The organism is Mycobacterium sp. (genome assembly GCF_049281135.1).
Taxonomy (GTDB): domain Bacteria; phylum Actinomycetota; class Actinomycetes; order Mycobacteriales; family Mycobacteriaceae; genus Mycobacterium.
Window position 1 is genome coordinate 1 of record NZ_JBAPRN010000185.1, and the last position, 11578, is coordinate 11578.

General features: G+C 67.5%; 15 protein-coding genes and 1 pseudogene. 3 read left to right on the forward strand and 13 right to left on the reverse strand.

Features of this window, described 5'->3' with window-relative positions; genetic code table 11:
- Positions 1–158: 158 nt before the first annotated feature.
- From WAN02_RS07435 to WAN02_RS07450, 4 genes are read right to left on the reverse strand one after another with little or no spacing between them, the layout of a single operon-like run.
- Positions 159–512 (reverse strand): antitermination protein NusB, encoded by a 354-nt coding sequence (locus WAN02_RS07435; RefSeq protein ID WP_422263520.1) that lies wholly within the window; start codon positions 510–512, stop codon positions 159–161.
- Positions 509–1036 carry a transcription antitermination factor NusB gene (gene nusB, locus WAN02_RS07440; RefSeq protein ID WP_422263521.1) on the reverse strand — a complete coding sequence of 176 codons (528 nt, stop codon included), beginning with the start codon at positions 1034–1036 and terminating at the stop codon, positions 509–511. Before nusB ends, WAN02_RS07435 begins: the two co-directional genes overlap by 4 nt.
- On the reverse strand, positions 1033–1596 hold the full coding sequence (gene efp, locus WAN02_RS07445; RefSeq protein ID WP_325692836.1) for an elongation factor P: 564 nt from the start codon (positions 1594–1596) through the stop codon (positions 1033–1035). Before efp ends, nusB begins: the two co-directional genes overlap by 4 nt.
- A gap of 14 nt (positions 1597–1610) precedes the next feature.
- Positions 1611–2720, reverse strand: coding sequence for a M24 family metallopeptidase (locus tag WAN02_RS07450; RefSeq protein ID WP_422263522.1), 1110 nt, complete (start codon positions 2718–2720; stop codon positions 1611–1613).
- 33 nt (positions 2721–2753) lie between these two features.
- Between WAN02_RS07450 and WAN02_RS07455 the strand changes: the two genes are divergently transcribed.
- Complete coding sequence (locus WAN02_RS07455) at positions 2754–3503, forward strand: B-4DMT family transporter (protein WP_422263523.1); 750 nt, start codon at positions 2754–2756, stop codon at positions 3501–3503.
- On the opposite strand, the gene aroQ is transcribed toward WAN02_RS07455, so the two are convergent.
- The 6 genes and pseudogenes from aroQ to WAN02_RS07485 all read right to left on the reverse strand — a co-directional run bounded on the left by aroQ (position 3500) and on the right by WAN02_RS07485 (position 7825).
- The gene (gene aroQ, locus WAN02_RS07460) at positions 3500–3931 is read right to left on the reverse strand and encodes a type II 3-dehydroquinate dehydratase (protein ID WP_422263524.1); all 432 of its coding nucleotides are present in this window, start codon (positions 3929–3931) and stop codon (positions 3500–3502) included. The genes WAN02_RS07455 and aroQ overlap by 4 nt on opposite strands.
- Positions 3928–5016: a 3-dehydroquinate synthase gene (aroB, locus tag WAN02_RS07465; protein ID WP_422263525.1), complete on the reverse strand. Its 1089-nt coding sequence runs from the start codon at positions 5014–5016 to the stop codon at positions 3928–3930. Before aroB ends, aroQ begins: the two co-directional genes overlap by 4 nt.
- Before the next feature lie 137 nt (positions 5017–5153).
- Positions 5154–5678: pseudogene (locus WAN02_RS07470) on the reverse strand (shikimate kinase); the annotation flags it as partial.
- Positions 5679–5683: 5 nt separating this feature from the next.
- Complete coding sequence (gene aroC / locus WAN02_RS07475; protein ID WP_422263533.1) at positions 5684–6889, reverse strand: chorismate synthase; 1206 nt, start codon at positions 6887–6889, stop codon at positions 5684–5686.
- 54 nt (positions 6890–6943) lie between these two features.
- Complete coding sequence (locus WAN02_RS07480; RefSeq protein WP_422263526.1) at positions 6944–7357, reverse strand: hypothetical protein; 414 nt, start codon at positions 7355–7357, stop codon at positions 6944–6946.
- A 165-nt stretch (positions 7358–7522) separates the two neighbouring features.
- Positions 7523–7825, reverse strand: coding sequence for a MerR family transcriptional regulator (locus WAN02_RS07485; RefSeq protein ID WP_422263527.1), 303 nt, complete (start codon positions 7823–7825; stop codon positions 7523–7525).
- 133 nt (positions 7826–7958) lie between these two features.
- On the opposite strand from WAN02_RS07485, the gene WAN02_RS07490 reads away from it, so the two are divergent.
- The gene (locus WAN02_RS07490) at positions 7959–8378 is read left to right on the forward strand and encodes an Hsp20/alpha crystallin family protein (RefSeq protein WP_422263528.1); all 420 of its coding nucleotides are present in this window, start codon (positions 7959–7961) and stop codon (positions 8376–8378) included.
- A gap of 570 nt (positions 8379–8948) precedes the next feature.
- The gene (locus WAN02_RS07495) at positions 8949–9104 is read left to right on the forward strand and encodes a hypothetical protein (RefSeq protein ID WP_422263529.1); all 156 of its coding nucleotides are present in this window, start codon (positions 8949–8951) and stop codon (positions 9102–9104) included.
- A 28-nt stretch (positions 9105–9132) separates the two neighbouring features.
- On the opposite strand, the gene WAN02_RS07500 is transcribed toward WAN02_RS07495, so the two are convergent.
- The 3 genes from WAN02_RS07500 to mltG form a co-directional block, all read right to left on the reverse strand.
- Positions 9133–9552, reverse strand: a complete 420-nt coding sequence (locus WAN02_RS07500) for a prepilin peptidase (protein ID WP_422263530.1) — start codon at positions 9550–9552, stop codon at positions 9133–9135.
- Between the two features lie 10 nt (positions 9553–9562).
- Positions 9563–10378 (reverse strand): shikimate dehydrogenase, encoded by an 816-nt coding sequence (locus WAN02_RS07505; RefSeq protein ID WP_422263531.1) that lies wholly within the window; start codon positions 10376–10378, stop codon positions 9563–9565.
- A partial coding sequence (mltG, locus tag WAN02_RS07510; RefSeq protein WP_422263532.1) for an endolytic transglycosylase MltG occupies positions 10356–11578 on the reverse strand: 1223 nt, incomplete at its 5' end. The genes mltG and WAN02_RS07505, both read right to left, overlap by 23 nt.

Here is an 11578-nt window from a genome sequence, read left to right on the forward strand (position 1 = left end):
GCCGGACCCAAGCGCCAAGCCCCACCCAAGCCGGCATCAGCAAACGACGCGACGAACCAGCTCACGCGGGCATCCGGCATTTGAGGCAACGAATAGCGCCGCGGGCATATTGACATGAGGCAACAGGGGTATCACGACGTGCCGCCGCGAACCCGGGTTCAGACCTCGAAGTCGTCGTCTTTCCGGCCGCGGGTGATCGGAATCCAGCGGCGTGGTGCGACCTCGGTGACGTCGGACAGCGATCGCACCACGGCTTGGGTCAGCGCCATGATCGCGGCCATCACCGGAAGCAACGGGCGGAGCGGCGTGACGGCCGTGCGAACCGTCTCGATGCGACGGGCCAGCACGAGACGCTCGATCGAGTGATACAGCCAGGCGCCGACCCCGAGCGCATAGATGGCCAGCGCCGCTGCGATCGCCGCCTGCCCGTATGCCGCGCACATCACCGCGCCCAGAATCACCGTCGCCGCCAGAATGGCGGCGATCAGAGCGCGCAGCTCCAGCCGGGTCATGAATCGCCGGCGGCAGCGTTGGTCGGTTCGTCTCCTCCTCGGGCGCCGTCAGGCGCCTGTATCGTCGTCGAACGCACCGCCTCTGCGGCCGCCCGGATCTGCGGTGTCACCAGCATCACCTGGCCCAGCACTCCGTTGACGAACCCGGGTGAGTCGTCGGTGGACAGCTCTTTGGCGAGCTCGACCGCCTCGTCGACGGCGACCGGCCCGGGCACATCGTCGGCGTGCAGCAGCTCCCACACCGCGACACGCAGGATCGCCCGGTCCACGGCCGGCAGCCGGTCCAGCGTCCAGCCCTGCAGGTGCGACGCGATCAGGTCGTCGACGTGTGCGGCGTGCTCGGTGACGCCGCGGGCCACCGTCACCGTGTACGGGTTGAGTGGCGCCACATCAGGTTTGGCCGCCGCCAGCGTGGTGCGGGCGTCAGCCGCCTCGGCCGGGGTCAATCCGCGAGCCTCGGCTTCGAACAACAAATCGACGGCGCGCTTACGCGCCTGGTGCCGTCCCCGGACGGGCCGGCTCACGCGTTGACACGTCCCAGGTAGCTGCCGTCGCGGGAGTCGACCTTCAGCTTGTCGCCGGTATTGATGAACAGCGGAACCTGAAGCTCGGCGCCAGTCTCCACGGTCGCCGGCTTGGTGCCGGCGCTGGACCGATCACCCTGCAGACCCGGCTCGGTGTGCGTGACCACGAGTTCGACGGTCACCGGCAGCTCGATGTACAGCGGCGCGCCATTGTGGAACGCCACCTGCACCGGAAGGCCCTCCAGCAGGAACCGGGAGTCGTCACCGACCAGCGACTCCGGCAACGGGTGTTGCTCGTAGTCCTGGCTGTCCATGAACACGAAGTCGGTGCCGTCGCGGTAGAGGTAGGTGGTGTCGCGGCGGTCCACCGTCGCGGTCTCTACCTTCACCCCGGCGTTGTAGGTCTTGTCGACCACCTTCCCGGAGAGCACGTTCTTCAGCTTGGTGCGGACGAACGCCGGACCCTTGCCGGGCTTGACGTGCTGGAACTCGATGATCTGCCACAGCTGGCCGTCGATCACCAGCACGAGTCCGTTCTTGAAATCGGCAGTGCTTGCCACAGTCGGTGAATCTCCTACAGGATCGCCAGTTCCTTGGGGAACCGGGTGAGCAATTCCGGTGCGTGGCCATGGGCCTGCCCCGCGTCGGCCACAACCAACGTGTCCTCGATGCGGACGCCGCCGCGTTCCGGCAAATAGACGCCGGGCTCCACGGTGACCACAGAGCCCGCATGCAGTGTACCGGCGGCGGTGGCGTTGATCCCCGGCGCTTCATGGATCTGCAACCCCACCCCGTGGCCGAGACCATGACCGAAATGCGCGCCGTGCCCAGCCTCGATGATCACCTCGCGCGCCGCCGCGTCCACGTCGGCCAGGCACGCGCCGGCTTCCAGCGCCATCCGGCCGGCTCGCTGCGCGTCGTGGACCAGCTGGTATATCTCCAGCTGCCAGTCGTTCGCCTTGCCCAGCACGAAGGTGCGGGTCATGTCGGAGTGATACCCGCCGACCAGGGCGCCGAAGTCGATTTTGACGAAATCCCCGGCGGCCAGCACCGCCTCGGTGGGCCGGTGATGCGGGATCGCCGAATTCGCCCCGCTGGCCACGATCGTCTCGAACGAGATGCCGTCTGCGCCATGGTCCAGCATCAGCGCCTCGAGCTCGCGGCCCACCTCGAGTTCGGTGCGCCCCGGCCGCAGGCCGCCGCGGGCGATCAGATCGGTCAGCGCGGCGTCGGCGGCTTCGCAGGCCAGCCGCAGCAGCGCCACCTCCCCGGCGTCTTTGATCTCGCGCAGCGCCTCCACAGTCTGGGCGGCGCGGACCAGCTCGCTGCCGCCGGCCTCAGCCGACGCGGCCGCCAGTGCGTCGTAGGCGTCCACCGTGACCACGTGGCTTTCGAAACCCACCCGCTGGGCCCCGCTGCCCGCGGCCCGCCCGGCGAGGTAACGCCCGCAGGCCCGTTCGATGGCCACCTCCAGATCGGGCGCCTGCTGGGCGGCCTGAGTGCGGTAGCGACCGTCGGTGGCCAAAACGGCGCCATCGTCGTCCGCGAACACCAGCAGAGCAGCATTGGATCCGGTGAAGCCGGACAGATAGCGAACGTTGATCAGGTCCGTGACCAGCATCGCGTCCAGCCCGGCCGCCAGAAGTCGAGCTGCGAGTGCGGCGCGCCGCTGGGAATGTGACACGCCAGGTGACGCTACTCGCTACGCTGTGGCCCCATGACTAACTGGATGCTGCGCGGGGTCGTGTTCGGCGCCGCGATGGTCGTCGTTCGGCTGTTTCAGGGAACGTTGATCAGCGTGTGGCAGACGCAGGCCGCACTGATCAGCATCGCGCTGCTCCTTCTGTTCCTCGCCGGCGTGGTCGCCTGGGGGTTGATCGACGGCCGCGAGGACGCCGCAAGCAACCCCGACCCGGACCGTCGCGAAGATCTGGCGATGACGTGGCTGCTGGCCGGTCTGGTCGCCGGAGTGCTCAGCGGTGCGGTGACCTGGCTGATCTCGGTGTTCTACAAGGCGCTGTACGTCGGTGGCCTGATCAACGAGCTGACTACGTTCGCGGCCTTCACCGCCTTGGTGGTGTTCCTGGGCGCGATCAGCGGGGTTGCCATTGGCCGCTGGAGGGTTGACCGTACCGGCGCCTACCACCCGCAGAGCGGCACCCGCGGTGGGGGCGAGGATCGGGCCGACACCGACGTGTTCGCCGCGGTCCGATCGGAGCAGGCCACGGCTGAGGGTGCCGCCTGGCCGGAGGAGCAGTCGACGTCCGTGGCGACCGCCGAACGCGAGTACGAGGCGCCGACGGCCTACAGCCAGGAAGCCGAAGCGACCACGGAAGCCGCCAGCGAGGAAAAGACCAAGAAGATTCCCTGGCCGCCCAGCGCCGCGAAGACCGAGGCGCTGCCGTCCCAGGAGCATTCCGAGCCGGCCACCGAGCACATCGAAAAGCCGAAGTCAGAAGACCACTAGCGGCCGAGGCTGGCCAGGTAGCGCAGGGCCAGCAGATACCCCTGGACGCCACATCCCACGATGACCCCGGTCGCCACCGGGCTCAGGTATGAGTTGTGCCGGAACTCTTCGCGCGCATACACATTGGAGATGTGCACCTCGATCAAGGGCGCGCTCAGCTCGGCACAGGCGTCCCGCAGGGCGATCGACGTGTGGGTCAGCCCGCCGGCGTTCAGGATCACCGGCTCTTTGGCGTCTGCCGCCTGATGGATCCAGTCCAGCAGCTGAGCCTCGCTGTCGCTTTGTCGCACAATGACTTTCACGCCGAGCTCGGCGGCCTCGCGTTCGACCAGCGCGACGAGATCGTCATGGGTGGTGTCGCCGTAGACCTCGGGCTCGCGACGGCCGAGCCGGCCGAGGTTGGGTCCGTTGATGACATTGATGGTCATCGAGTGCCCACCTCCGCGTAGGCGGCCGCCAGCAGGGCCGGGTCCGGACCTTCCAGCCGGCCGGGCTTGGCCAGGCCGTCGAGCACCACGAATCGCAGCACCCCGGAACGAGTCTTCTTGTCGCCGGCCATGGCCTCCAGCAGTTGCGGCAAGGCGTCGGCGTCGTAGCTCGTCGGCAGCCCCAGCGAGGTCAGGATGCTGCGGTGACGCTCCGCGGTGGCGTCGTCGAGACGCCCTGCCAGCCGGCCCAATTCGGCAGCGAACACCAATCCCACCGAGACCGCGGCGCCGTGTCGCCATTGATAGCGCTCCCGCCGCTCGATTGCGTGTCCCAATGTGTGTCCGTAGTTGAGGATTTCGCGCAGATCGGATTCCTTCTCGTCGGCGGCCACCACCTCGGCCTTGACCACGATCGCGCGTCGGACCAACTCCGGCAGCACCTCCCCCGACGGGTCCAGCGCCACCTGCGGATCGGCCTCGATCAGGTCCAGGATCACCGGGTCGGCGATGAAACCGGCCTTGACGACTTCGGCCATACCGGCCGCGATTTCGTTGTGCGGCAGGGTCTGCAGGGTCGCCAGGTCGACCAGTACCGCGGCCGGCTGATGAAACGCGCCCACCAGGTTTTTGCCGGCGTCGGTGTTGATCCCGGTCTTGCCGCCGACCGCCGCGTCGACCATCGCCAGCAGCGTGGTGGGAACGTGCACGATCGACACTCCCCGCAGCCAGGTCGCAGCGGCGAAGCCCGCGACGTCGGTAGCGGCACCGCCGCCCAAACTCATTAAGGCGTCCTTGCGGCCAATGCCGATGCGGCCCAGCACGTCCCAGATGAAACCCACCACGGGTAGGTCCTTGCCGGCTTCGGCGTCCGGAATCTCGATACGATGTGCGTCAATGCCTTGGTCTGCCAAGTGCTTTCGAATCACCTCGGCCGTCTCCGTCAGCACCGGTTGATGCAGGATGGCGACACGGTGCCGGCCGGCCAGCAGCTCGCCGAGCTCGCCCAGCAGCCCGGTACCGATCACCACCGGGTAGGGCGGATCGACGGCCACGTGCACGGTGACCGGTGCGGGAAGTTCCGTCATTTATCCGCCTCAGCGCGACGGGCCGCGGCCAGGGCGGCCGGCGTGGCGGGGGTGGGCGGCGGTCCGGTTCTGGGCTCGGGTGCGCTGGGCACTTCCGGGGACGGCGTGCGGCGCCACGGCGGACGGCGGAGGTTGCGCGCGAGGTTGCCGGGTTTCGGGTCGTTCAGTCGGCACACGATGTGGCGGACAACGGCTCCGGGATTGCGACGGCTGGTATTCACCCGGATCGTGGCTACCTTCCGATAGAGCGGAACACGCTCGGTCATCAGCGCACGAAATTTCTCGGCCCGGTCGGGCCCGGCCAGCAGCGGCCGCACCGTGTTGCCACCGGTGCGCCGAACCCCTTCGGCCGCAGTGATTTCCAGATAGATGACGGTGTGGCCGGCCAATGCGGCACGCACCCCCGGAGTGGTCACCGCGCCGCCGCCAAGGGACAGGACGCCGTCGTGCTCGGCCAGCGCCGCCCGGATCACGTCTTCTTCGATGCGGCGGAACTCTTCTTCTCCGTCGGTGGCGAAGATGTCGGCGATGCGGCGTCCGGTCCGCTCCTCGATCGCCGCGTCGGTGTCGAGCATGCCGACGTTGAGGGCCTTGGCCAGCCGTCGCCCAATAGTGGACTTACCGGATCCCGGCAGTCCCACCAACACTGCTTTCGGCGCCATCAGAATTACCCCGATGCCCGAACTTCGCTAACCGGCTCCCGCTCGGCCACCGACCGCAGGTAGGACTCGATGTTGCGCCGGGTCTCGGTCAGCGAATCGCCACCGAACTTCTCCAGCGCGGCGCGAGCCAGCACCAACGCCACCATCGTCTCGACCACCACGCCAGCAGCGGGCACCGCGCAGACATCCGAGCGCTGGTTGATCGCGACCGCCTCATCGCCGGTCGTCATGTCGACGGTGGCCAGCGCGCGCGGCACGGTGGAAATCGGCTTCATCGCGGCGCGTACCCGCAGCGGTTCGCCGTTGGTCATGCCGCCTTCCAGCCCGCCGGCCCGGTTGGTCGAGCGCACGATGCCATCGGGACCCGGGTACATCTCGTCGTGAGCGCGGCTGCCACGCCGGCGCGCGGTGGCGAACCCGTCACCGATTTCCACGCCCTTGATCGCCTGGATGCCCATCACGGCGGCGGCGAGTTGGCTGTCGAGCCGGTTGTCGCCGCTGATGAAAGAGCCCAGCCCGACCGGCAATCCGATCGCAACGGCTTCTACGACGCCGCCCAGGGTGTCGCCGTCCTTCTTGGCGGCTTCGATCTCGGCGATCATGGACTCTTCGGTCGCCTTGTCGAATGCCCGCACCCCGCTGGCGTCGATCGCCACGAGGTCACCGGGCTGCGGCGGCGGACCCTCGTAAGGCGACGAGTCGCCGATCGAGATGACGTGGGACAGCACCTCGACCCCGAGGGCTTGCCGCAGGAACTGCCGGGCGATGGTGCCAGCCGCGACCCGGGCAGCGGTCTCGCGGGCACTGGCCCGCTCGAGCACCGGGCGGGCGTCATCGAACTCGTATTTGAGCATGCCTGCGTAGTCGGCGTGGCCGGGTCGCGGCCGGGTCAGCGGCGCGTTGCGCGCCACCTCCAGTTCCGCGGCGTCGACCGGGTCGGGCGCCATCACGGTTTCCCATTTCGGCCATTCGGTGTTGCCGATCTCGATGGCGATCGGCCCGCCGAGTGTGACGCCGTGGCGCACACCGGCCAGCACGGTGACCTGGTCGCGCTCGAACTTCATCCGGGCGCCGCGGCCGTAGCCGAGGCGGCGGCGTGCCAGCTGGTCGGCGATGTCGTCGGAGGTGACGCTCAATCCGGCGACCATGCCTTCGACCACGGCCACCAATGCCCGGCCGTGAGATTCACCAGCAGTAGTCCATCGCAACACGAGTCCCATCTTCCCACGACAGGCCTCGACAATTAAAAATCGGCAGACTGCGCGCTACCGCGAACGTCGTGCCGTTGCGAGCTGCCAGATACCCAGTACCAGGGCCACGTCGCCCGCACCCGCCAGCGCCCAGTTACCCGCGGAGCTCAGCGGAAGCCACCCGAGGGCCGCCGCCGCCCACATCGTCGGCGCCAGCACCAGGTTGGAAACGCCGCAGCCCAGCACCAGCCCGCGCGAGAGCGGACGGATCCGGTTCATACCGAACAGCAACAGGGCGCCGCCGGCGAGGAACGACAACCCACCGGCCACCAGGTCGGCCCGCGGCACACCCCACATGTGACCGAGCGGACCGCTGAGCGCGGCAACCACCGCACCCACCACGGTCCAGAAGGCGAGGTCGGTGCCGACGGAGCGCCAGCGCGAGTCGTGGATTCGGTCGCGGCTATGAGAGATCGATGCATTCGTCATGCGCAGATGGTGCGGCGCGAGGCGCTGCCAGATCGACCGTCAGCGCTGCCAGACGCTGCCACTTCCTCGGGTCGCGACCGTCTAGCGTGCGGTTACATCAGGGTCGTTTCCCTCATTGAAGACACGAGCGGATCACATCGGCTTCACCTGGTGCGGTTGCACCGACTATCGGCGCGAAGATCCGGCGGTGCGTAGGGCGGTGTTGGCATCTTCGAGATCGAGGATGCGGGTAATGCCGGCGATGTTGACGCCGGCGGCGGCCAAGGCGGCAATGCGGGCGATCAGGGTGAGGTCTTCTGCGCTGTAACGGCGGGTGCCACCCTGGGTTCGTGCTGGGGTGAGCAGACCGTGGCGTTCCCAGAGCCGTATCGACTGGACGGGTGCGCCGCATAGTTCGGCGACCACGGAGATGCCGTACACGCCCTGGTCAGGTGTCGGTCCGGGCCCGCGCCGCTGGTAGTTACTCATGCCCCTCGCATGATGCCAGAAAATCTCATCTGGTTCTTGCCTAAGAGGCATGCACGTGCTATATCAAATCTATGCCAACTGGCACATATTAACTGATATCTGACACCAGATTGGGGAGTTGGAGGTGGCGACCATGCTGATGCGAACAGATCCGTTCCGTGACTTTGATCGCTTCACCCAGCAGGTGTTGGGGACCGCGGCCCGTCCGGCCGCGATGCCGATGGACGCCTGGCGCGAGGGTGAGGAATTCGTCGTCGAATTCGATCTGCCCGGGATCAACGAGCATTCGTTGGAACTGGACATCGAGCGCAACGTAGTGACCGTGCGCGCTCAGCGTCCCGATGTTGATCCCGGCCAAGAGATGCTGGCCACCGAACGCCCCCGCGGGGTATTCAGCCGGCAGCTGGTCCTGGGTGACAACCTCGACACCGACCAGATCGCCGCCTCCTACGACGGAGGCGTATTGCGATTGCGGATCCCGGTGGCCGAGAAGGCTAAGCCCCGCAAGATCGCGATCGGCAACAGCAACGGACATAAGGCGATCAACGCTTGATCGGCCGGTGAGCGCGGGATGAGGTGAGCCACGATGAGGCACATAGTCACGGCGGCGCCGACCGGCGACACCATCGACAGTTTGGAATCAGAAATTCTGTACTTGGATCCCGATGTCGCAAAGCTGATCGCCGAGGTCGACGCCATCTTGTGCGCAGCGCTCACCCCTGCGCTTCAGCCGCCGGCGCCACCAGCCACCGGCTGCGCCGTCATCGAGCCCCGGTTGGCTGGCCGGTCGTCCGGTGCACCGTTACGCCCGCGGAGCGGACCAGTGCAGGCTGTCCGCGCCGTCCAACGCGGCCCCCCGAACCGAGAACAGCCCGCGAACACATCATCGAGTCGACGCGAAAGGCAGGTGATGCCATCCCCGCAGATAAAGCCGAGCCGCCCGCACACCCTCCGGCCACACAACGGGCGCGCCTCACCTCGTCGTGTGAGGACACGCCGATGCCCATCCAGGCGATTCTCCGGAGGGGCGGGTAGCCCGGCCCCCTCCGGCGGGGAAGCACCAGCGAATCTCGTCGAACACCAACACTTTGCAGTGCACAAGCTAACGGGAAGGAAGCCAGTCATGATCGAGTCTGTCTTCGATGTTGCTGCAATCGGCTACCCGGGGCCCGAAATCAGCTTTACCGATGCCGATCTCGCCGATTGGATCGAACAACAGCAGACAGTGCCCCTGCCCGACGACGACTACCCCCACCAAAGTTCCTGGCGCATTCCATAGCCGAGCTCATTGCCGTCGGGTGCGACAACTACACCTGTGCCAGTCCCAGCGCGGCAGCGCTGGCCAGACACATCGACGGGCCGTGCGGGACCATCTTCGCCGACCAACCGAGTCGCGCCACTGTGCCGACCACCGCGGTCAACAACGGCGCTGCGATCGCGGCAAGCAACCACACGTCCGCACCGAAGCATCCGGTCAGCGCACCCAAACCAAGGGCCAGCTTGACGTCCCCGGCGCCCATCGCCGTCGGTGCCAGCAGGTGCACCAGCAGATAGACAGAGGTCAACGCTGCGGCTCCCAGCACGGCCGCCGGGCCGTGGCCTGAGCCGGCGGCGACGAGCATCATCGCCGCGAAACCGGGCAACGTCAGCCAGTTGGGCAGCCGGCGTTGGTGGACGTCATAGCCGGTCAGCGCCGCCATCCAGAGAAGCACGGCCGCGATCAGCATGCACCGCAGGCTAATCCAAGGCCGCTGCCATCGCCGCTCGTGGCGCGGGTAGCCCTGTGAATTGTTCGACTTGCGCGAAGGCCTGATGCAACAACATCTGCAGACCGCTGATCACCCGCCCGCCCGCGGCTGCCACCGCGGCGGCCAGCGGCGTCGGCCATGGGTCGTAGATCGCGTCGAGCAGCACCGGCACATCGGCGAAGGACTCCGCGTAACGCGCCGCGACCTCGGCGGGCAAGGTGTTGATCAATACTGCGGCGGCACCGACCGCTTCGCTGATCGCGCCGTCGTTCAGGTCGCAGAACCGGGCCACCGCGCCGACCCGGTCAGCCAGCTCGACCAGGCCAGCGGCCTTGTTCGGGTTGCGTGCGACGACGGCGATGTCGGTGACACCCAATTCGGCCAGCGCCACGATCGCCGCCGGCGCGGTACCGCCGGATCCCGCGACCACGGCGGCACCCGCCTCGAAGCCTTCTGAGCTCAGCGCACCCGCCACGCCGTCGACGTCGGTGTTGTCGGCCCGCCAGCCAGCTGGCGTACGCAGCAGCGTGTTGGCTGAACCAACCAGTTCTGCGCGGTCGGTGCGCTCGTCGGCAAACCGCAGCGCGGCGAATTTGCCGGGCATGGTCACCGACACGCCAACCCATTCCGGGCCGAATCCGCTTACAACGCCTGGCAATTCGTCGGCGCCGCACTCGATCCGCTGATACGTCCACCCATCCAGGCCGAGCGCGCGGTAGGCGGCCAGGTGCAGTTGCGGAGAGCGCGAATGTGCGATCGGCGAGCCGAGCACCGCCGCCTTTTTAGCGCGCGCTGTCGAGGACACCGTTGCGCTTGGCCAACTCGATGTTCGCCAGATGCTGTTGATAGTCGCGAGTGAACAACGTCGTGCCCTGCGGGTCGATGGTCACGAAGTACAACCAGTCGCCGTCTTCGGGATGCTCGGCCGCTTTGAGGGCGTCGCTGCCGGGCGAACAGATCGGCGTCGCGGGCAGCCCGTCGTTGGCGTAGGTGTTCCATGGCGTGGAATTGTCGCGATCGCCGTCGGTAGTAGCGACCTCGCGGCGGTCCAGCGGATAGTTCACCGTCGAGTCGAACTCCAGCTTGCGGTGCTCGGCGAGCCGGTTGTAGATGACCCGCGCCACCTTGGCGAAGTCCTGCGGCTTGGCCTCCCGCTGCACCAGCGAGGCGACCACCAGGACGTTGTATGGCGACATGTTCATCGCGTTGGCGGTGTCCTGCAGACCCGAGCCCACGTAATGCTCCGAGCTGGCGCTGATCAATGACTCCAGGATCTCCTGCGGAGACGCCGACGGGTTGACGTTCCAGGTGCCCGGCCCGATCAAGCCCTCGATCCGACGGTGATCGTCACCCATCGCTGTTGCCGACGCGACCGCCCACGGCGGCACGGAAAGTGATGCCAGCGGGGTCTTTTCGGCCGCTGCCCGCAAATCGGCCGCCGCGATGCAATGCTTGTCGCCGTTCAGCTCGACACAGCTGGCGGTGGCGATCATGGTGAAGATACCGGGTGTGGTGGCGTTGGTCTTGACGTCGGTGGTGTCGTCGAGCTGCTCACCCTCGGGGATGACCACCTTGCCGACCCGGCTCGCGGGATCGGCGAGCGCCTTGACCGCCGAGGCCGCGGGGAGCTCGGTGCGCAGCCGGTAGTAACCGGGCTGAATCGCCGAAATTGCTTCGTTGCCTTGCGCGGCCTCGAGGAACACCTTGACGGTCCGGACGACGTCTTGTTTGTGCAGCGTCTCGCCGATCGCCGTGGTCGAGTCCCCGGGATGCACCTGGACTACCAGGTCCTGTTTGCCGTCGCCGGCGAAGTCGTTTTGCGGGCCGAAGCCGTGCAACATCCTGAAGCCGACGAACGCCGCGATGACAACCACGCCAATGCATAGGGCGACGAGAATTCCGCGAGCAGTGCGCCGTCGACGACCCTCCCGCTCGGCACGGAGACGTTCGGCGCGCGACCGTCGCCGACGCGGCGGGCCGACCGCCACGGGTCCTGGTCGCGACC

Bases quoted from the DNA above. Each gene is read 5' to 3' on its own strand.
- aroQ (WP_422263524.1), bottom strand. From the start codon at position 3,931: ATGACCATCAATGTCATCAACGGACCCAACCTCGGCCGGCTCGGCCGT.
- WAN02_RS07435 (WP_422263520.1), bottom strand. From the start codon at position 512: ATGACCCGGCTGGAGCTGCGCGCTCTGATCGCCGCCATTCTGGCGGCG.
- WAN02_RS07455 (WP_422263523.1), top strand. From the start codon at position 2,754: ATGACTAACTGGATGCTGCGCGGGGTCGTGTTCGGCGCCGCGATGGTC.
- WAN02_RS07485 (WP_422263527.1), bottom strand. From the start codon at position 7,825: ATGAGTAACTACCAGCGGCGCGGGCCCGGACCGACACCTGACCAGGGC.
- aroB (WP_422263525.1), bottom strand. From the start codon at position 5,016: ATGACGGAACTTCCCGCACCGGTCACCGTGCACGTGGCCGTCGATCCG.
- WAN02_RS07480 (WP_422263526.1), bottom strand. From the start codon at position 7,357: ATGACGAATGCATCGATCTCTCATAGCCGCGACCGAATCCACGACTCG.
- WAN02_RS07495 (WP_422263529.1), top strand. From the start codon at position 8,949: ATGATCGAGTCTGTCTTCGATGTTGCTGCAATCGGCTACCCGGGGCCC.
- WAN02_RS07500 (WP_422263530.1), bottom strand. From the start codon at position 9,552: ATGCTGATCGCGGCCGTGCTTCTCTGGATGGCGGCGCTGACCGGCTAT.
- WAN02_RS07490 (WP_422263528.1), top strand. From the start codon at position 7,959: ATGCTGATGCGAACAGATCCGTTCCGTGACTTTGATCGCTTCACCCAG.